The following is a 19,142-nucleotide window of genomic DNA, read 5'->3' as shown; positions in this document are numbered from 1 at the left end:
TCTTAAAATCCGAACTTTTGGAAAACAGTATTTTTATATATTTTGTACACGCTGTTGCCTGCAATTTGGTTAATCAAAACAGCATTGCGATAAGCGCCTAAACCTAAGTCCGGTGCTCCAACTCCGTGTGTATGAAGCTCTCCGTTTTGCACAAATAGCGGGGCTCCTTTCTTCTTCATCTCAACTTGATAGCGTTCGTTAATTTTCAGCTGGCCTTTTTCATCGAATAGTACATGTTCTTTTAAACCTTCCATAAAAGCAGGCTCTTTTGCATGATAGCCAGTAGCCATAATGACAATTTCACTTTCTTCTTTTTCAAATGAGTCCTGCTCGTATTGGTGAAGAGTCAGAAGATGTGTATCGTTTATCTTTTCAACGCCTGCAAGTTCCGTAAGCGCGCGCATCGTTAGAGGCACTTCTTTTCCTCCAATTGTTCGTTCGTAAATCAAATCATAAATATTCCCGATTGTTTCAAAGCTTATTCCTTTATAGAGGAGAGCTTGATTTCGTAAAACGCTCTCTTTTTTCTCTTCGGGCAATCTGTAAAAATAGCGGGTATAATCCGGTGAAAAATGTTCAAGGCCAAGCTTTGAATATTCCATTGGATAAAAACCTTTTGAGCGCGTATACCAATTCAGCTTATACTCAAACTCAGGCTGCTGTTGAAGTAAATCATAGACAATTTCAGCTGCACTTTGACCAGAGCCAATTACGGTTATGCTTTTAGCCTGCAGCGTTTGCTGACGCTTCATTTTGTAATGAGCGGAGTGATAAAACGTATCGCTTGCCACTGTTTGAAAGTCTCTTGGCACTACGGGCTGCGTACCTACTCCAGTAACAAGATGATAGCTGTAATAGGTATAAAGCTTTCCTTCTTTTTCAACTGTTACTTCGTAGTAAGGCTTAGCGTCTTCATGCATTTTTACTTCTTTTACTGTGCTGTTAAATTCAAGCCCACTCAGCTGGCTCGCTACCCAGCGGCAATAGTGATTGTATTCATTTCTCGGAATATGAAACTTTTCAAAGAAATAAAACTGATACAAGCGCGCATGCTCATGCAAATAATTTAAGAACGTGTATGGACTCTTCGGATCCACCATCGTGACCACATCTGCCATAAACGGCACTTGAAGTGTTGTCCCTTCTAAAAGCATTCCTGGATGCCAATTAAACTCATCCTTTTGTTCAAAACATTTATATGTACAATCTTTTTTATCAATTAAAGCGGCTAATCCTAAATTAAATGGACCAACTCCTACTCCAATTACGTCTAAAATGTCCCGTTGTTCCATTCGCTCCACCTTCTTTCAAATACTTCTCTTTCACATTTCATCAGTACACCCGTTTTATCAGGCAGCGACACTTCTTTCATGAATTGAAACCCGCATTTTTTAAATACTGCAATCATTTTTTCATTTCGTCTATCTGGCTCCGCTATTACTTTAGCAGTGTCTGCTACGTTAAACTTATGCTTTAGCAAACTAAGAAGGAGCGGATAAATATAGCCTTTTCCTAAAAAAGCAGGTTCTCCAATCAATAAATGAATTCCTTGATCTCCTTTTTCATAAGGATAATAGTTACTGATTATGTCACCTTCAACCATATAAGATTCCCAATAGCTCATAGGTACACCATCAATTTCTCCGATTAGCAGCTTTTGATGAGAATCAGCTAGAAATGTTTTTAAATGCTGCTCGTACGCCTGTTTTGAAATATTTAAATTCCAATACGGAATAACATGCGGTTCATGCATCCACTTGTACAGCCGTTCGAAATCTTTTGCAAAAGAAACAGAGCGAAAGGTAATGCTCTGCTCCTTTTGCTGAATCATAAATGGATACTGCGTTTGCAAGGCTGATTTCATACACGTACACCTGCAGATTCGAACAATGGATTCTCGACATTTACATAAACAGACTGTGTTTCAAGAGATCCTACCAGCTCATCCATATCATGAACGCGCGTTAAGAAGTTGGCTTTGCAAGGAAGCACTTTCTCTTCTAACATTGATGAAACAAGCCCTGTATGGTCATTTTCTTTGTACATCTCGATCTCTTGTCGCAAAATCAATAGCAGATCTGATTCTTGAGCGAGGCCAGCTGCACCAAAAGCGTTAACTAATCCTAAAATATGATTAAAAAATACGTAATAACGAAATCTTTCTTCTGCTACAGCGTCATCACAGACCGTATCGCTTTCTCCGTTTAAGGAAGGAAGCAGCTTGCGAAGCTCTTGTTCCTTTGATTTCATAAAGTAATAGCCTTGGTTATCGCGGTAGTAAAACACCGATGGATATCCGTTTTCATCAAGTTTAATAACGGAGTTTTGCTGATGAGCTTCCAGCGCAATTCCTTTTTGAGTGTAAAGCCACATCATAGGATGAAAAGATACGTCTAAATAGCGTTTAAACCAGCGCTTGCTTACATCTTCAGTCGTGCTATTTTCACTTGCAGCAATGTGATGAATAATATTTTCAATTTGAGAAGCTTCTCCAAACACATGATCTTGACACAAACTGGCTAGAAGTGTTGTACGATCCCCTTGCTTACCTTGAAAAGGATTGCTTCGAATCATAACTTCAAATCCAAGCTCCTTTTCTCCAAGCGTGATGTAAGCAGGGTCTTCAATTACTTGAAAAGCCGGATGATTTTCGTGAAGCTCCGCCTGTAATCCCTTTTGCAATAAACGGCTAACTTCTACCCCTCTGCTTAATTCTTTGCGTTTGTTCACTCTCAGTGAATTAGTGATTTTTACCGGAATGGAAAATTTGTACATCACATCTGCATTGTTACTGTATACGGTTCGAACAGACGAAGTCGGATAAAACGGCTGACCGTGTGGCCCTAGATAAGCAAGCCTGCCTTTTTGAATCCATTGGCACACTTCTTCTTTTCCTAAAAGATAACGAGCTTGTAGCGGATGCATAGGTATAAGTGAATAATCGTCCGCTTGGCAATAAGACTGTATGAATTCTTCAGAAACCGTCTTATCTTTTTTCAGCTGCTCTTTAATAAGCTGTGAAGCGGTTTGATTTCCAGCGGACTGTTCTGCAACGAGAGATGCATGCGCTTTAAAATAATGAAGCTGAAATTCCCCGTTCACTTCAGGTCCAAATACCTCTTCTTCTTCAGGTAATATCCCTTGGCGGCTTTTAGGTGTTGGATGCAGCTGGTGCCCAATAAGCAGGGACTGTTCAGATTCTAAGAACGTTTTGTCCCATTTATAGCACGTTTCTAACTCTTTCTGCCTTTTTTCAATGAATAATTTCATATTTTCATAGCTTAATAGAACACGTATAATTAGCTCATTTACTTGTACTAAATGATCCGTTACTTCTTTTAAAAGAAAGGCCAAAAGAGTGACGATATCTAACTCCTTAATCTCCTCTTGCTGAATACGATAAGAAAAGTTTGAAAAGAACAAGTGACGTCCGGTGGCTGAGCGGTACTTTACTGGAAAGTAAAGAGTTACCGGCTGTTTTTCTAGTCTAAGAACGAGCGTTTCCTCACTTTTTATTTCTGAAACGGACTGCCATACTCCCTTACCTGTCTCTCGAATATAGCAATTAATAATGTTTTGCATCGTAATAAAATTAGCCGATAACTGAGCGTTCACGTAATCGCTCCTCCTTTTTCTCCAACTGTTTGCCTAAAGCAACAACTTCCTCTAAATGAGTGACAACAGAATCAAATGTAATCATAGGATTTAACATCGTTAGTTTTAAATAGACTCGTTCTTTATGCTTTGTTTTTGCCATGATAAACGTGCCTTTTTCGTATAAGTGCTGCTGAATAAGCTGATTCAACCTATTTTCATAATGCTGCTGCTTTTGACAATCACTATATAAAATATCTGGTACATAGCGAAAGACAACCGCGTTCATATAAGGGTCATTTAACACTTCTACATTCCTTTGTTTTTGTAAGTAGTCAGCTGTTTGCTTAGCAGTTTCAATCGTGTGGTCAACCATTTCTCCGTATTCATTTGCACCTACTGCACCGAAAGTAAGCCAGAGCTTCAAGGCGTCAAACCGCTTTGTCGTTTGAATGCTGCGGTCTACTAGGTGCACATGCTCATCTTCTTCAGGATTTAAATAATCTGCATGAAGCTGAATGTGTTTAAACATAGCTGAATTTTTCAGCAAAAATGCTCCGCAGCTTACAGGCTGATAAAACCATTTATGAAAATCCATCGTAATAGAATCTGCTCGTTCAAGAGCTTTTAAGCGTTCACGATATTTATGCGAAAATAGCAGCGCTCCTCCATAAGCGGCGTCAGCATGGAGCCAGAGCCCTTCTTTTTTAGCAAGCTCACTTATTTCAAAAAGAGGATCTACGCTCCCAAAATCTGTTGTACCTGCCGTTGCTACAATAGCAAAGGGAAGGTTGCCCTGAGCTTTCACTTCCTGTATTGCTTCTTCTAAGCTTTTTATATCCATTTCATGCTGCTCATTGCACTTTACACTCACCACTGCACGCATGCCCAGCCCAAGCTGAGCTGCAGATTGTTGCACCGTAAAGTGCGCTTTTTCCGAGCAGAAAATCCGCAGTTTTTTAGCTTGGAACGGTAAGCCTTCTTTACTAACATCCATTGAAAAGGCAGAATGGCAATATTCATTACGAGCAAGCAGGAGTCCCATATAATTTGACTGCGTCCCTCCGCTTGTAAAAATGCCTGAAGATGAGCTTGGATAACCAATTTGTTGTGTTAACTCATCAATCACTTTATCTTCTATATACGTAGCTGCCGGACTTTGATCCCACGAGTCCATAGATTGATTCAAAGCAGAAATCATCACTTCCGCAGCAAGAGCCGGTATAATCGGAGGGCAATGCAAGTGCGCCATTGCTCCGGGATGCGAAATATGAAGCGAATGATTCATCACTACTGCTTGTACGTTATCAAATAAATCTTCTAGCGGCTGTTCGTGCTTGCTAAAATAGACAGAACGATTGACTAAGTTTGACAGCTCTTCAACGTCGATGTGAGTATAAGCGGACTTTAATTCATAGTAGTGACGTTTGATCATCTCAGTCATTCCGCCTATCATCGCTTCATAATTCTCGAGGCTTTCCTTTGTTGATGATAAAAACCACTTTTCAAACGGTGCCATTCTATTTATTCACCCACTTCTCTTCTGCTGCTTTTACCGCTTCTTCAAATTTCGTTAATATTTCATCCGTTTGTTGTTTTGTTAAAATTAATGGAGGAAGCAAACGAATAACAGCACCATGCCTTCCACCGACTTCTAAAATGACGCCTCTGTCAAAACATTCTTTTTGAATCAGCTTAGCTAACTCACCGTTTGCAGGATGACTGCCGATTTTATTAGCCGGCTTTGTCGCGTCGATGATTTCAACACCCAGCATCAAACCTCTTCCGCGTACATCCCCAATCGACAATACTTGCTTTTGAATATGTCTTAGCTGGCTTTGAATGTAGGCTCCCAACTCGTGAGCATGCGCAGGTAAGTTTTCTTGTTTTATAAATTGCAGAGTAGCCCGTCCTGTAGCCATTGCAAGCTGATTTCCTCTAAAGGTGCCGATATGTGCACCTGCTTCCCATTGATCAAGCCTTTTATCATACAGAACAACGGATAATGGAAGGCTTCCTCCAATTGCTTTAGACAGTACTAATACATCCGGTTCGATATCAGCGTGCTCAAATGCATACAGTTTTCCTGTTCGTCCAATTCCAGTTTGAACTTCATCCACAATAAGCGGAATATCTCGTTCTTTTGTAATTCGGCGAAGCTCTTTTAACCACGGAATCGGTGCTGGAACAGAACCTCCTTCTCCTTGTACAATTTCTACTACAACACCCGCTGGAGTCACAATTCCGCTTTCAGGATCATCCAGCATATTTTCAATATATGTACTAATATACGTGTGTCCTTCAGCACCTACGCCAAAAGGGCAGCGATATTCATATGGGTAGGGTAAAAAATGTGTATCTGGCACTAGCGCATGAATGTGCTTTTTTGGACTCGTTGTACCGCTGATGCTTAATGTTCCGTGTGTGGAGCCGTGATATCCCCCTTGAAAAGATAAAATCGTTCGGTTGCCTGTTGCTGTTTTCACAAGTTTCAAAGCCGCTTCAATTGCGTCTCCTCCAGTGGGACCGCAAAACTGAATTTTCGCTTTGTTTGCGAAATTTTCCGGCAAACTAGCGAACACTTCATCGATAAAAGCTTCTTTTACAGGCGTTGTTAAATCTAATGTATGTAAAGGAATAGATTTTGCTAAAACGTCTTGAATTGCTTCATGAACTACGTGATGGTTATGACCAAGAGCAAGTGTGCCGGCTCCGGCTAAACAATCAATATACTCTTTTCCATCCATATCCGTGATCACGGCGCCTTTTGCCTGTTTAATCGCAATAGGAAGGCGTCTAGGATAAGATCTTGCATTGGATTCTCGTTCATTTTGCATAGCAAGCAGCATTTCGTTTGATGTAAGTTGTTTCGTTGACGTTGACATATCATATCCTCCTGTTTGTTCGATTGATAATGATTTTCATTAACAATTACAACAATAAATGATAATGATTATCACTGTCAATGATTATTCTGAAAATATGAAATTATTCCTATTTCACTCTACAGTCGGAAAAACGCAGTATTTCTCTTATGTATCAAGGGTTAAAAGAGTTTTATGTTGTTTTCCAATTAGGGAAAACTATGTAATAAGTCCCTTTCTATTTCCAAATAAAAAAGTGCTACAATTTCTTGTAGCACTTCTGTTACTTTTGTTTATTCATCGTCTCTTTTGCAGCTTTTACACTCCTTGGGTCAAGCGGTTTCGTATACTGACAATTTACTCGAACCCCTGAACCAATACGAATTTCTTTCACGGGAGTAACGGATAAGAACGCTTGAAGATTTTCAGGCTTCAGCCCTTTTGTCCCGATTAAAATAATATCTTTATCTTTCATTCTTCTTAACAGCTTTTTAATATGAGGAATACCGTTTAGCGCACTTTTATCCGCTCCCGAAGTCATAACACGCTGAATTTGCTTATAGCTTAAAAGCGTTTCAAGCGCCTTTTCTTGATCACTGATTTCATCAAACGCTAAATGAAACGTTACGTTCATTTCTCCTGCCGCATCCAGCAGTCGCTTTAAAGCTTGCTCATCGATAATTTTGTCTTCTGTTAAACAGCCAATTTCAATTCCATCAATGCCAATTTCTCTTGCATAGTGAATATCTTCAATCATTGTTTGCAAATCATCTTCATCATATTGAAAAGATTGATTATGTGGACGGATCATCACAAATATTGGGATATGTATCGTTTCTTTCACTTTTTTCATCAAACCGTAGCTTGGGGTTAAGCCGCCTTCACCGATTCCAGTTACAAGACTTATACGATCGGCACCATGTTCCTGGGCAACTTTAGCATCATGTAAGGTTGCAGCTGTGACTTCTAATATCATTCTAAAAACACCCTTTCCCCTTTAATATAGAGCTTTTGCCTTCTTTTCCCTGTATTTATACTTAAAAAACTCTACCAAACTCTCTTATGTAAGAAAACACCCAAAAGATGTGATTAATATTTGCAAAAAATTGAATGTCATGGAAAAAGAGTAAGAACTATTCTTTTTCTCATGACGTTTCAATTAATAAAATTCTATATTTATACTAAAGATCCAAAAATACATCCCTTTTATCTAGGGTAAAGGATTTATTAAAAAGAGCGTGGATTTGTTTGTTGCATGAACATCCACTCATTTAAAGAATGAGGCTGCTGATGACCAACGGGTGCTGAGAAATCGCGGCATCCGCAATCATGCATCGGCATTTGACCCATCCCTCCGTGCATTGGCGGCATTCCACCTTGCATCGACATTTGACCCATTCCTCCGTGCATTGGTGGCATTCCACCTTGCATCGGCATTTGACCCATTCCTCCGTGCATTGGCGGCATTCCACCTTGCATCGGCATTTGACCCATTCCTCCGTGCATTGGCGGCATTCCACCTTGCATCGGCATTTGGCCCATTCCTCCGTGCATTGGCGGCATTCCACCTTGCATCGGCATTTGGCCCATTCCTCCGTGCATTGGCGGCATTCCACCTTGCATCGGCATTTGGCACATTCCTTCGTGCATTGGCGGCATTCCACCCTGCATCGGCATTTGACCCATCCCTCCGTGCATTGGCGGCATTCCACCCTGCATCGGCATTTGACCCATCCCTCCATGCATTGGCGGCATTCCGTCTTTCATCGGCATTTGATCCATCCCTCCATGCATTGGCGGTAGTTCTCCGTACATTGGCATTTGATTCATGTCTTTTTGCATAGTTGGCATTTGACTCATTCCGCCATGCATCGGCGGCATTCCGTCTTTCATCGGCGGCATTTCTCCTTGCATCGGCATTTGACTTGTGCCTTCTTGTATCGGCATTGCCTGCATTTCCTTTGCAGAAGGCATTGGCGGCATTTTAGCAGGTTTAGGTGCTGCTTGCATATATGGATTGGATATCGGTTGTCCGGTTTGTTTCATTCCATACGAATTTCTCATTTTTAAGGGCTCCTTCCCATTCTCTTACTCTGTTTACGTTATTCTTTTTACAATCAATCTGAAATTCGTCCATACGAAAATAGGCTTTCTACACATTCAAAATTGTAGAACGTATAAGAAAAAAGCTATAATCGAGGCAAATTGCAAATAGAAAGGTGGCACATGATGAAGAAAACCATTATCGTATGGATTCGAAAAGATTTTCGGTTAGTAGATAACCCAGCTCTATTTCACGCAGCGAAAGAAGGAATGGTTGTACCTGTTTATATTCATGATGACGATGAAGAAAGCTCAATGGGAAGTGCAAGTAAATGGTGGCTTCACCATGCGCTAAATGACTTCAAAACTTCGATCGAAAAAATAGAAGGAACGCTGATTATAAAAAAAGGAAACCCTAAAGATGTGTTGCAAAAGTTAATCCATGAAACGAATGCGCAAGATATTTATTGGAACAGACGCTATGAACCACATGCGCTAAAAAGAGATAAAGAGCTTCAAGCTTTTTTTTCAGAGCAACAAATAAATATTCGCACATTTGAGGGATTTCTCCTTCATGAACCTTGGAAAATCAAAAAAGAAAATGGAGATCCTTATAAAGTATTTACAGCTTACTATAAAGCTTCTCAAAAACATGCCGTATCTTCTACTGTAAAAAAAGTTACTTCCATCCACGCCTTTTCTTCATCGATTGAATCTCTTTCAGTCTCAGATCTGGATTTGCTTCCAAGCATACCGTGGGATGAAACGATTAAGTCTACGTGGGACGCTACGGAACAAGGCGCTATTAATAGCTTCAAAACGTTTTTAAAGAATAAGCTGCTGCATTATGAAAAAGGACGAGATTTTCCTGCTGAAGCATTCAATTCATTCCTTTCTCCTTATTTCGCTTCAGGACAGCTCTCAGCTCGCGTTCTTTATCATTATTTAAGAAATAAAGCAGAAAAAGTAAGCTCTAATGCTTTTGAACATCAAGCTGAAATGTTTATTCGCCAACTTGTATGGAGAGATTTTGCTTATCAGCTGCTTTATCATTTCCCACACACTACAAGTGAACCGCTGAATGAAAAATTCAAGCAATTTCAGTGGGCGGACGGCAATGAAGAGCTTCAAGCTTGGAAAAATGGAAAAACCGGCTATCCCCTTGTCGATGCCGGAATGCGGGAGCTGTGGGAAACAGGGTTTATGCACAATCGAGTTCGAATGGTAGCTGCTTCCTTTTTAGTAAAACACCTTTTAATTCATTGGAAACACGGAGCAAATTGGTTTTTTGATACCTTAGTAGACGCAGATTTAGCTAACAACACAATGGGCTGGCAGTGGGTTGCAGGCTCGGGAGCAGACGCCGCGCCATATTTTCGTATCTTTAATCCAACTGCTCAATCAGAAAAATTTGATAAAGAAGGAGAATATATTAAAAAGTGGCTTCCAGAGCTTAGAGATCTGCCTTCCCCCTACATTCATAAACCTTGGGAGGCTCCAGCAGACGTATTAGAAAAAGCAAACGTTACGCTTGATAAAACATATCCCACTCCAATTGTCGATCATAAAGCAGCTAGAGAGCGTGCGCTAGAGCATTATCAAGACATCAAATAAGAGGTATTATTCACCTCTTATTTGATGTCTTAATTTTTTAAATGTGTAAAAATTCCCATTTTTTATCTATTTGCAACTAAAAACATGTATTTGAAATCCCTTTATAGGGTTTTCAAGCCCAATTCCCCTCTCTATAGCACATTTGATTTTTCATATTTTTTCCTATAATTTGAATATATAATAATGATTATATGTGCTTGAGAACTCTCTCACTGCATAGATCTGATTGGAGTGATTCGATGCCCGTTTGTCCTTCTTGTAACTATAAGGAAGATTATAATTTTTGCAGAATGTGCGGCACTCAAGTTCGGCACACCTTCACTAACCAAGAAGATCAGCTTTTTTATCCATTAAAAGATCGAATCATTGCGGATGACAATGAACCAAAGCATCAAGCTATTTTATCTCATACGCATGATTTAGTATGTGCTATTACTGAAGATGGCATTTATGAATACGCTTCTCCTTCTTACGCTAAAACATTAGGGGTTTATCCTGATGAACTTATTGGACAACATGTGCTTATCAATGCGTATCCTGAAGACAAGCACCTAATCTCGACTATTTTAGCTAACATGAGCAAAACAAAAGATGCCTCCACATTTGAATACCGGAAGTTTCACGTGAATGGCACCATCGTTTTATTAGAATGTAAAGGCGCTCCAATTATCACAGCTACTGGAGAAATCGAAGGGTTTGTATTTATCTCACGAGACGTAACAGAGAAAAGACAAGCAGAGAAAAAGATCCAGAATTCAGAAAAACTCTCTGTCATTGGTCACCTTGCTGCAAGTATCGCACACGAGGTTAGAAATCCTTTGACAACCATTAAAGGGTTTATACAACTGTTCAGTGAGACACAGCAGCCGAAAAAAACAATGATTTATCGAGATCTCATTCAGCACGAGCTCTCACAAATTGAACATATTATCGCAGAATTTATGAGTTTAGCTAAACGAGAGTACGCATATACAGAAAGCCTTATTATGACAGACTTGCTAGATGAGGTATTAAAGCAATTTGAACCGGTTACCGAAGTCAAAGACATCCACATCATTCGCCATTATCCAAAAGAATATCCCCTGCTCATTAGTGGGCAAAAAACACAGCTAACCCAAGTATTTATTCATATTATACAAAATGCCATTGATTCTATGGAAAGCGGCGGCAAGCTGGCTGTATCGATTGAAAAATCAGCTAGAGAAACGCTATGCATTGTGATAAAAGATAGCGGATGTGGAATTGACTCAAAGCGTATCCCTCATATAGGAGAGCCTTTTTATACAACAAAAGAACGAGGAATAGGCCTGGGACTAACCATTTGCAACAAAATTATTAACGAGCATAATGGCTTTTTCCACGTATCAAGTGAAGAAAATGACGGCACAAGCATTACCATTACCCTGCCTATGAAAACGCCTGAACTTTATGTGGTAGAAGTGTAAAAGAAGCCATCTAATTTACTCAGATGGCTTCTTTCTTTAAAACAGCTGGGTGTACAGCTGATACTTATAAAGCATATAGAAACTTCCTATCACTGCCAGGTAAAAGATGAGAGTCTCTGCTCCACCACCTGTTTCATATGTTAAAGGAGGCTTAAACTTCTTCTTGCTAAGAGGAGAGAAAAAAGGTACCCCTCGTTTAGAAAAGAAATCTCCAAGAATATGAAAAGCGTACCCATAGGCTATCCCTAATGTAAAATCGTTGTTATACATCGTATGTAAATAAAAAATAAGTCCACTTGCAAGAATAGAATGCGTGATACCTCGGTGTCCAAAAATAGATTTAATGACTTTTGCGAGACCAAGAGATCTTCTACCAATATATGAATTTGGTTCATCTATATCAGGAAGCAGCGCTCCAATCGCAATGCCTACAACATAAGGAAATGTAAACGAAGCTTCTCCTGTTATAGCCACACCGGCACCGGCAGCAATCGATGTTGCAATATGTGTGTGATATCTCAAATATGCCACCTTCTTTCTTTTTCAACTTAAGGCAAGCACCGTAACCAAAATCATACATATGTTCGCCCAACGTTAACTATAAGTGAAGGTGGTAAAAATGTCAAAATAATCTATAGTTATGTAAACTGCATACCGACTAACCCGATAAGCATCACAAGAAAACTAATAAGAGTACCCTTTCCATTTTTCTTTGCTCTTCCATCTTTTTTGACAATGGAATAAATCCACGTACTCGAATACACAGCGAATCCAAGAAAACCAAATAACGTGATATATGTAAACATGCCGAAACTCCTTTGCTTGTCATTACTATTAACTATACGAGATTTTTTCAAAAAAAACAAAGTAGTATGACGGCTTGTTTAATATCTCTTTCTTTTTCTTATACTAAGAAGAGGAGGGATGGCTATGCACCAAAAGCAGTTGGAAGATATATTTGACTTTTATGGACTGAGCGAGGTTTATCGAGGCAAATTTGAAGATGTTGAACACCACTGGTTATTTAAAGACGCCGAACCAACTATACTAGAAGATTTTTTTAATTCTCACGATTGCGAAGACCTTGCATGCTGTACTCTTGAGGAGTTTTGTTTTTTATTCATGAATTTCCAATCAATCCATGCACAAATTCCCCACGTGTACTATTACTAAAAAAGTGATTTCGCAGGAAAGCGAAATCACTTTTTATTAAAAGCCTAAAGAAATATATTTTACTTCTAAATATTCTTCAATTCCGTAATGTCCGCCTTCACGTCCAAGTCCACTTTCTTTAAAGCCGCCAAACGGCGCTTGTGGTGTAGAAGGTAGTCCATCATTTAGCCCTACAATACCATATTCTAAAGCTTCAGCAATACGAATAGCTTCTGAAATATTTTCAGTGAACACATAAGCTGCTAATCCGTAAGGCGAGTTATTTGCACGGCGAATAACTTCTTCTTCTGTTTGATACGTTGCAATTGGAGCAATTGGTCCGAATGTTTCTTCGTACATACAAAGCATGTCATCCGTTGCACCATCTACAACCGTAGGCTCAACAAAAAGTCCGCTTCCCTCTTCGCGTACAGCCCCTCCAGTCAAGACGTTTCCACCCTTTGCTACAACATCATCTAAGTGGCGCTTTACTTTTTCTAACGCTTTTTCATCGATTAAAGGTCCGATATCCGTACCTTCTTCTAAGCCGTTTCCGACTTTCAGCTGACTAACAGCTGCTGCAAACTGCTCTGCGAACGGTTTAGCAATAGACTCGTGCACGTAGATGCGGTTTGTACATACGCATGTTTGACCAGCGTTACGGAATTTAGAAGCAATTGCATTTGTTACTGCTTTATCTAAATCAGCATTTGCTGTTACGATAAACGGAGCGTGTCCTCCTAATTCTAAAGACACTTTTTTAACCGTATCAGCTGCTCCGCGCATTAATAGTTTACCTACTTCTGTAGAGCCCGTAAACGATAGTTTGCGTACGCGTCCATCTTGCAGCCACGCTTCTCCAATTGCTTTTGCATCTCCTGTAACTACATTCATTACCCCTTTTGGAATACCTGCTTCCTGCGCCAGCTCTGCTAGACGAAGAGCCGTTAGTGGCGTTTGTTCTGCCGGTTTAATAACCGCTGTACATCCAGCTGCTAAAGCTGGCGCTACTTTACGCGTAATCATAGCTGCTGGGAAGTTCCAAGGTGTAATAGCTGCCATAACTCCCACAGGCTGCTTATGAGCAAATAATCGTTTATTAGGAGAAGAAGCTGGAATTGTTTCTCCGTAAATGCGTTTTCCTTCTTCTGCGTACCATGAAACGAATCCGTTGGCATAGCCAATTTCACCTTTTGCTTCTTTAAGAGGCTTACCTTGCTCGACTGTCATGATTTCAGCAAGTTCATCGGTGTGTTCTTCGATCAGCTGATGCCATTTAAATAATAATTTACCGCGCTCTTCTGCTGTTTTTTTAGACCATGTTTGAAACGCTTCATAGGCAGCATCTGCTGCTAGCTTTGCTTCTTTTTCTCCGCCTTTTGCAACGGTAGCTACTACTTCATTTGTTGCTGGATTTACCACTTCGTATGTATCATTTGCTGAAACAAATTCTCCGTTAATATATAAGTTTGCTTGCTTCATATTTCTTCACTCCCTGCTTAAATTTATCTACTCACTGTTCGGTACTGTCCGACACATATTTTCGAATTTTACGGCTCGCTTGTGATTGACTAATACCAAGCTGTTCGGCTACTTTGTAAGATGACCTATGCTGTTCAAACGCCTTGATGACCATTTCTTTTTCCACATGTTCAATCATTTCAGGAAGCGTATGCACAGGTGGATCGATAGCAAACTCTTTTGCAAATGGCAAGTCTTTAAGCGTAATCATTTCTTCTCCTGTAACAACCAGACGCTCAATGATATTTTCCACTTCACGAACGTTTCCTTTCCATTCCTGCCCTAAAAATGCATCTAATGCCTTTGGTGATAAGCGTACATTACGTTCGTATACCGTATTAAAATGATGAAGAAACTGATAGACAAGAGGCAGAATATCTTCTTTTCGCTCTCGTAAAGGTGGGATCGTAATTGGCACCACGTTAAGTCGATAGTACAAATCACGTCTAAACTTTCCTTCTTCGACCATTTGCTCCAGATTTTGATTCGTAGCAGCAATAATTCGTACGTCTATTGATACTGCTCTTGTTGAGCCCACGGGACGAATTGTACGGTCTTGCAGTACATGGAGCAACTTACTTTGTGCTGAAAGAGAAAGTTCACCAATCTCATCTAGAAAAAGCGTGCCTTCGTTCGAAAGCTCAATGATCCCTTTTTTCCCTTCGCGAAATGCTCCAGTGAACGTACCGCCTTCATAGCCAAATAGCTCTGACTCAATAAGCTGTTCAGGAAGCGCTGCACAATTAAGCTCATGATACGGCTGCTGTTTTCTTGTACTAAGCTGATGAAGCAGTTTTGCTACTCTGCTTTTTCCTACCCCTGTTTCTCCAAGTAAGAGAACGGTTGTATTTACAGAAGCAACTCGTTGAATGGTTGAAAAAACTTTTTTCATCGCTTCGCTTTTTGTTACGATTCCTTCTAAATCTACGGATTCGTTTAACTCTTTTTTATAGTTTTCAAGCTGTTCTTCCATCTCTTCTACTTTTCGTTTTAATTCCATTAAGTCTGTGGAATCTCGAGAATAGCTAATAACACTTTTCAATTGCCCGTCATTAGTAAATACTGGCCTAGTCCGCACATGAAGATATCGGCCTGAGTTTGTTTTTTGAACCAATTCAATTGCTTGATTAGATTCAATCACCTTTAACGTGGCCGAAGGATAAAAGATGCCCATTTCCTGAAGTTCTTTTACGTGCTTTCCAATAAAATCTTCCACTTTCAAAGCATAATTTTTTTCACACTCTGAATTTACAACTAATACATACCCATTTGCATCAGTTACAAAGATTTCATCAAATGATGACTCAAATATATCGTAAAGTTCGTCGTTAATTTGCTGAATCTGCTTTTTATGAATGGTCATTTGAATCACCTTTTCGTCAAAAAATAATTATTATTTTATTTTATCAGAAAATGAAAAATCTATAAATAGAGTGTCCAAACATATCCATTCTTTGTGATTCATGAAGAATGAGTGAAGAGTTCTCTCTTCACTCATTCCTCAATTTCTCTTATACTTCAACCGTTTGCTGCACGCTTGCTTCTAGTGCTGCTTCAAAAATAGCTAAGCCTTCTTCTAGCTGCTCATCTGTAATAACAATCGGCATTAAGATACGAAGAACGTTTCCGAATACTCCCGCGCTAAGCAGTAATAATCCACGTTTGTTTGCTTCTTTTACGATGCGCTGTGTAAGCTCTTTATCCGCTTCTTTTGTTTCGCGGTCTTTCACAAGCTCGATAGCAGACATAGCTCCTAATCCGCGGATATCACCGATACAGTCATATTTTTCTGCTAATTTTTCAAATCGTGATGTTACCACTTTTCCAAGGTACTCACCGCGTTCATTTAGCTTTTCTTCTTCAATGATATCAAGTACAGCTAAAGCCGCTTCACATCCAAGAGGGCTTCCGCAGTACGTTCCGCCAAGCTCACCAGGATTAGATTCATCCATGATTTCAGCGCGGCCGATGACACCACTAATCGGTACACCAGCTCCTAGTGATTTAGATACTGTAATTAAATCTGGTGCAACGTCAAAGTGTTCAATACCGAAGTAGCGTCCCGTACGTGCAAAACCAGCTTGAATTTCATCTGATACAAATAAAATTCCGTGCTCTTTACATAATTGATACACTTCTTGCACAAAACGTTTACCTGGAACAATGAAACCACCTTCGCCTTGAATTGGCTCCATTACAACAGCTGCAATCGTTTCTGGTGCTACTTCTGTATTTAAGAAGTTTTTGAATTCAGTGATCATAAACTCTTCGTATGCTTCAACTGATAATCCTTGTGGGCGGCGATACTCATAAGGATATGGAGCTTTGTATACTTCAGGAGCAAACGGTCCAAATTCATATTTATATGGCTTTACTTTACTTGTCATTGTCATTGTCATTAATGTACGGCCGTGGAAACCGCGGTTAAATGAAATAATTCCTTGACGCTTTGTATATTTACGAGCAATTTTCACTGCATTTTCTACAGCTTCTGCTCCGCTATTTAAAAGTAATACTTTCTTGTCAAATTCACCAGGAGCAATTGCTGCTAGTCTTTCTGCAAGCTCTACATATGACTCATACATCATGACATTAAATCCTGTGTGAATAAAACGGTCTACTTGCTTGTGAAGCGCTTCTTTCACTTTTGGATGACTATGACCTACATTGATTGTGCCAATTGCCCCTACGAAATCAATAAACGTATTGCCATCGACATCTTTAACAATAGCCCCTTCAGCCGTATCAGCAAATGTCGGAATGCCATAACTTACACCTTTCGGAATGGCACGGTGTCTTCTATCTAATAATTGCTTTGCATTTTCTCCCGGTAAATTTGTTGCTACTTTGCTAAAAGTTTGACTCATTTTTTATCTTCCTCTCATATTAAATAATTCTTCAATTAGTTTATATGCAAAAAACGTGCCAACTTTTAAAAGGCTGAAAAATAAGCATTTTTAGATAATTCTAACGATAATTCACTTATCGATAAGTCAATATAAACTTATCAACAAGTCAAAAATGACTCTCTTTTCACATAAAGTGCAGGAATTTTATATTGCCATAAAAGGAACAAGGCTTTTATAATAAATGTATAAATATAGTAATGTTATGATTAATCTCTTTATAAAGGAGTGAAAAATATGCTAGAGGGCTGGTTTTTATGGGTTATTTTATTTTGGGTTGTCTTTTTAATGAGCATGTTTGCTATCGGCGGATTTTTTATGTTCAGAAAATTTTTAAAGCGCTTACCAAAAGAAGACGGCATGTCTGAACTTGATTGGCAAGATCACTATCTTTCCAAAACCATTCACCTTTGGTCAGCGGATCAAAAGCAGCTATTAAACGTTCTTGTTGAACCAGTACCTGAACTATTTCGCGATGTGGCCAAACAAAAAATTGCAGGGAAAATTGGGGAACTCGCACTTGAGGAACAAGCCGCCTCTATAACAGAAGACTTAATCGTACGTGGATACATCTTAGCTACGCCTAAACGTGATCATAAATTTTTATTAAAAACATTAAAAAAGCAAAAAATAGATGCCGTCCCCTATCAGCATTTATTTTAAATCAAAAAAGGTGGCTGCGTAGCCACCTTTTTTAATTTAATATCGTTGTATTTCCAAGACGATCATTGTGCAGCTTTCGTTCGAGCTTTTTGTACGATGTGTACATCGCAATGCGCCAAGGTACAATCATACCAAATGCTAAAATCCAGAACATACCGCCAAGCTGGCCAACATCAATTGAAGAACTTAAATATATTTTCATTGCAATTCGAATAATAAGCAAACCAATAATAATGAATGCAAAAGCTTTTGAACGCTTCAAGTAAATATGATCGTCACGAATTTCAAATTTAGACGTTTTAATTAACAGGATTGAGAAGATCATGCCTGCTATTAACGCCTCAAGCAGTTCTGCACCCGTTACTCGAAACATTGGAAAGATAAACATTAACGCTCCCGTACTCATAAAAAAAGGCGGAAGTATAATTTTTTTTGCATTCGTTGGTTTATCAGCAGCTTTCATTCGAACAACTAATATGAAAGAAGCCATAAAAATTGCGACAAGTGTTGAAGCAATAACCAATGAAATCCTTCCTTTACTATAGTTTAGTGTGTACTTATATTATAATCCAAAAAACATCAGAAGTAAAAGTGCAACAAAAAAACAGAAGAGGATCTCTTCTGTTTTTATTTAGTAGAGGTAATATCTGCTTTTGCTTTTTGCTTTTGTTTTTGCTTTTTCATTGCTTTTAGTAAGAACCCGCCTTTAAATTTACGAGGCTCGTATGAAATAATGAAAGCACGAGGCTCATATTCTTCAATGAATGCTAATAGCTCTTCTTCTCTACTTCTTTTTGTTAAAATGTCTAATCTATAGCGTGCACTGTCTCTTCCTTCACCTTGGTACACAGTAACACCAAAACCTTCCTGTCGAAGGCGGTTAATTAACTCTTCATTTTTGGTCATAAGGTTAACTAAGAATGTTGTATATCCGATAGCAAGCCTAGATTCGATATAACTTCCAAGTATAATTCCCACTCCAAATCCAACTGCGTATACAACCATAGCAAGCGTGCTTTGATCTCCTGAAAATACTAGGGATAAGCCAAATACATAAATTAACGCTTCAACAAATCCAAAAACTGAGGCATACATACTCATACCTTTGACTAAAAAAATTGTGCGCAGCGTCAAGATCGGTACATAGATCAGTTGCAAAAGCAAGATTAACAAAATATCTTTCAATTTATACACCTCTTTTTAACAATTAAAAATATGACGATTTCATTGTATCACTCCGTATTTATAGAAGATATAGTAAAAATAAATTTTTCTATATATTTTTTCGAGTCATATTCTTGCTTATTTCCTAAGAGCTAAAATGAACGTTTGGTCTTTAA

The 19,142-nt window shown here is 39.1% G+C and carries 18 protein-coding genes; 4 read left to right on the top strand and 14 right to left on the bottom strand.

What is annotated here, in order from left to right; translation table 11 throughout:
* Window positions 1-2: 2 nt before the first annotated feature.
* The 7 genes from ACXAE4_RS07640 to ACXAE4_RS07610 all read right to left on the bottom strand — a co-directional run bounded on the left by ACXAE4_RS07640 (window position 3) and on the right by ACXAE4_RS07610 (window position 8,522).
* A complete protein-coding gene (locus ACXAE4_RS07640) occupies window positions 3-1,292 on the bottom strand; it encodes a lysine N(6)-hydroxylase/L-ornithine N(5)-oxygenase family protein (RefSeq protein WP_475235782.1) in 1,290 nt (429 codons plus the stop codon).
* Window positions 1,271-1,864 carry a GNAT family N-acetyltransferase gene (locus ACXAE4_RS07635; protein ID WP_028415137.1) on the bottom strand — a complete coding sequence of 198 codons (594 nt, stop codon included), beginning with the start codon at window positions 1,862-1,864 and terminating at the stop codon, window positions 1,271-1,273. The genes ACXAE4_RS07640 and ACXAE4_RS07635 overlap by 22 nt, the downstream gene beginning before the upstream one ends.
* Window positions 1,861-3,615: an IucA/IucC family protein gene (locus tag ACXAE4_RS07630; protein ID WP_028415138.1), complete on the bottom strand. Its 1,755-nt coding sequence runs from the start codon at window positions 3,613-3,615 to the stop codon at window positions 1,861-1,863. The genes ACXAE4_RS07635 and ACXAE4_RS07630 overlap by 4 nt, the downstream gene beginning before the upstream one ends.
* Window positions 3,593-5,113, bottom strand: a complete 1,521-nt coding sequence (locus tag ACXAE4_RS07625; protein WP_099331243.1) for a pyridoxal phosphate-dependent decarboxylase family protein — start codon at window positions 5,111-5,113, stop codon at window positions 3,593-3,595. Before ACXAE4_RS07625 ends, ACXAE4_RS07630 begins: the two co-directional genes overlap by 23 nt.
* Window position 5,114: 1 nt before the next feature.
* Window positions 5,115-6,479, bottom strand: coding sequence for an aspartate aminotransferase family protein (locus ACXAE4_RS07620; protein WP_099331244.1), 1,365 nt, complete (start codon window positions 6,477-6,479; stop codon window positions 5,115-5,117).
* A gap of 262 nt (window positions 6,480-6,741) precedes the next feature.
* On the bottom strand, window positions 6,742-7,434 hold the full coding sequence (locus tag ACXAE4_RS07615; protein ID WP_014458532.1) for a copper homeostasis protein CutC: 693 nt from the start codon (window positions 7,432-7,434) through the stop codon (window positions 6,742-6,744).
* A gap of 251 nt (window positions 7,435-7,685) precedes the next feature.
* The gene (locus tag ACXAE4_RS07610) at window positions 7,686-8,522 is read right to left on the bottom strand and encodes a hypothetical protein (RefSeq protein WP_289578357.1); all 837 of its coding nucleotides are present in this window, start codon (window positions 8,520-8,522) and stop codon (window positions 7,686-7,688) included.
* 165 nt (window positions 8,523-8,687) lie between these two features.
* Here ACXAE4_RS07610 and ACXAE4_RS07605 point away from each other — a divergent pair, with 165 nt between their 5' ends.
* Together ACXAE4_RS07605 and ACXAE4_RS07600 are read left to right on the top strand one after the other, a co-directional pair.
* Window positions 8,688-10,115: a cryptochrome/photolyase family protein gene (locus ACXAE4_RS07605; RefSeq protein ID WP_154973162.1), complete on the top strand. Its 1,428-nt coding sequence runs from the start codon at window positions 8,688-8,690 to the stop codon at window positions 10,113-10,115.
* A 239-nt stretch (window positions 10,116-10,354) separates the two neighbouring features.
* On the top strand, window positions 10,355-11,560 hold the full coding sequence (locus ACXAE4_RS07600) for an ATP-binding protein (RefSeq protein ID WP_028411354.1): 1,206 nt from the start codon (window positions 10,355-10,357) through the stop codon (window positions 11,558-11,560).
* A 36-nt stretch (window positions 11,561-11,596) separates the two neighbouring features.
* On the opposite strand, the gene ACXAE4_RS07595 is transcribed toward ACXAE4_RS07600, so the two are convergent.
* Window positions 11,597-12,091, bottom strand: a complete 495-nt coding sequence (locus ACXAE4_RS07595) for a metal-dependent hydrolase (protein WP_224357778.1) — start codon at window positions 12,089-12,091, stop codon at window positions 11,597-11,599.
* Window positions 12,092-12,198: 107 nt separating this feature from the next.
* Window positions 12,199-12,366 carry a hypothetical protein gene (locus ACXAE4_RS07590; RefSeq protein ID WP_165573659.1) on the bottom strand — a complete coding sequence of 56 codons (168 nt, stop codon included), beginning with the start codon at window positions 12,364-12,366 and terminating at the stop codon, window positions 12,199-12,201.
* Window positions 12,367-12,490: 124 nt separating this feature from the next.
* Here ACXAE4_RS07590 and ACXAE4_RS07585 point away from each other — a divergent pair, with 124 nt between their 5' ends.
* The gene (locus tag ACXAE4_RS07585) at window positions 12,491-12,733 is read left to right on the top strand and encodes a hypothetical protein (RefSeq protein WP_028411356.1); all 243 of its coding nucleotides are present in this window, start codon (window positions 12,491-12,493) and stop codon (window positions 12,731-12,733) included.
* 36 nt (window positions 12,734-12,769) lie between these two features.
* On the opposite strand, the gene ACXAE4_RS07580 is transcribed toward ACXAE4_RS07585, so the two are convergent.
* From ACXAE4_RS07580 to gabT, 3 genes are all read right to left on the bottom strand, one after another.
* Window positions 12,770-14,194, bottom strand: a complete 1,425-nt coding sequence (locus tag ACXAE4_RS07580) for an NAD-dependent succinate-semialdehyde dehydrogenase (RefSeq protein ID WP_028411357.1) — start codon at window positions 14,192-14,194, stop codon at window positions 12,770-12,772.
* Window positions 14,195-14,225: 31 nt separating this feature from the next.
* Window positions 14,226-15,596 (bottom strand): sigma-54 interaction domain-containing protein, encoded by a 1,371-nt coding sequence (locus ACXAE4_RS07575; RefSeq protein ID WP_475235778.1) that lies wholly within the window; start codon window positions 15,594-15,596, stop codon window positions 14,226-14,228.
* Between the two features lie 148 nt (window positions 15,597-15,744).
* Complete coding sequence (gabT, locus tag ACXAE4_RS07570; RefSeq protein WP_028411359.1) at window positions 15,745-17,100, bottom strand: 4-aminobutyrate--2-oxoglutarate transaminase; 1,356 nt, start codon at window positions 17,098-17,100, stop codon at window positions 15,745-15,747.
* A gap of 276 nt (window positions 17,101-17,376) precedes the next feature.
* Here gabT and ACXAE4_RS07565 point away from each other — a divergent pair, with 276 nt between their 5' ends.
* Window positions 17,377-17,802: a DUF2621 domain-containing protein gene (locus ACXAE4_RS07565; RefSeq protein ID WP_028411360.1), complete on the top strand. Its 426-nt coding sequence runs from the start codon at window positions 17,377-17,379 to the stop codon at window positions 17,800-17,802.
* 31 nt (window positions 17,803-17,833) lie between these two features.
* Here the strand turns inward: ACXAE4_RS07565 and ACXAE4_RS07560 are convergent, their stop codons facing one another.
* Both ACXAE4_RS07560 and ACXAE4_RS07555 read right to left on the bottom strand, forming a co-directional pair.
* Window positions 17,834-18,325: a CcdC family protein gene (locus tag ACXAE4_RS07560; RefSeq protein ID WP_013084715.1), complete on the bottom strand. Its 492-nt coding sequence runs from the start codon at window positions 18,323-18,325 to the stop codon at window positions 17,834-17,836.
* Window positions 18,326-18,429: 104 nt separating this feature from the next.
* Window positions 18,430-18,987 carry a DUF2179 domain-containing protein gene (locus ACXAE4_RS07555; RefSeq protein WP_013058767.1) on the bottom strand — a complete coding sequence of 186 codons (558 nt, stop codon included), beginning with the start codon at window positions 18,985-18,987 and terminating at the stop codon, window positions 18,430-18,432.
* Window positions 18,988-19,142 lie beyond the last annotated feature (155 nt).

The sequence above is a fragment of the Priestia sp. ABM2_011 genome (assembly GCF_056158845.1).
This window is presented reverse-complemented; position numbering and strand designations above follow the sequence as displayed.

What these genes read in the sequence shown, in the direction of transcription:
- ACXAE4_RS07580 (WP_028411357.1), bottom strand. Translation starts at nt 14,194, where the DNA reads ATGAAGCAAGCAAACTTATATATTAACGGAGAATTTGTTTCAGCAAAT.
- ACXAE4_RS07590 (WP_165573659.1), bottom strand. Translation starts at nt 12,366, where the DNA reads ATGTTTACATATATCACGTTATTTGGTTTTCTTGGATTCGCTGTGTAT.
- gabT (WP_028411359.1), bottom strand. Translation starts at nt 17,100, where the DNA reads ATGAGTCAAACTTTTAGCAAAGTAGCAACAAATTTACCGGGAGAAAAT.
- ACXAE4_RS07605 (WP_154973162.1), top strand. Translation starts at nt 8,688, where the DNA reads ATGAAGAAAACCATTATCGTATGGATTCGAAAAGATTTTCGGTTAGTA.
- ACXAE4_RS07640 (WP_475235782.1), bottom strand. Translation starts at nt 1,292, where the DNA reads ATGGAACAACGGGACATTTTAGACGTAATTGGAGTAGGAGTTGGTCCA.
- ACXAE4_RS07585 (WP_028411356.1), top strand. Translation starts at nt 12,491, where the DNA reads ATGCACCAAAAGCAGTTGGAAGATATATTTGACTTTTATGGACTGAGC.
- ACXAE4_RS07600 (WP_028411354.1), top strand. Translation starts at nt 10,355, where the DNA reads ATGCCCGTTTGTCCTTCTTGTAACTATAAGGAAGATTATAATTTTTGC.
- ACXAE4_RS07615 (WP_014458532.1), bottom strand. Translation starts at nt 7,434, where the DNA reads ATGATATTAGAAGTCACAGCTGCAACCTTACATGATGCTAAAGTTGCC.
- ACXAE4_RS07565 (WP_028411360.1), top strand. Translation starts at nt 17,377, where the DNA reads ATGCTAGAGGGCTGGTTTTTATGGGTTATTTTATTTTGGGTTGTCTTT.
- ACXAE4_RS07610 (WP_289578357.1), bottom strand. Translation starts at nt 8,522, where the DNA reads ATGAGAAATTCGTATGGAATGAAACAAACCGGACAACCGATATCCAAT.
- ACXAE4_RS07625 (WP_099331243.1), bottom strand. Translation starts at nt 5,113, where the DNA reads ATGGCACCGTTTGAAAAGTGGTTTTTATCATCAACAAAGGAAAGCCTC.
- ACXAE4_RS07575 (WP_475235778.1), bottom strand. Translation starts at nt 15,596, where the DNA reads ATGACCATTCATAAAAAGCAGATTCAGCAAATTAACGACGAACTTTAC.
- ACXAE4_RS07620 (WP_099331244.1), bottom strand. Translation starts at nt 6,479, where the DNA reads ATGTCAACGTCAACGAAACAACTTACATCAAACGAAATGCTGCTTGCT.
- ACXAE4_RS07635 (WP_028415137.1), bottom strand. Translation starts at nt 1,864, where the DNA reads ATGAAATCAGCCTTGCAAACGCAGTATCCATTTATGATTCAGCAAAAG.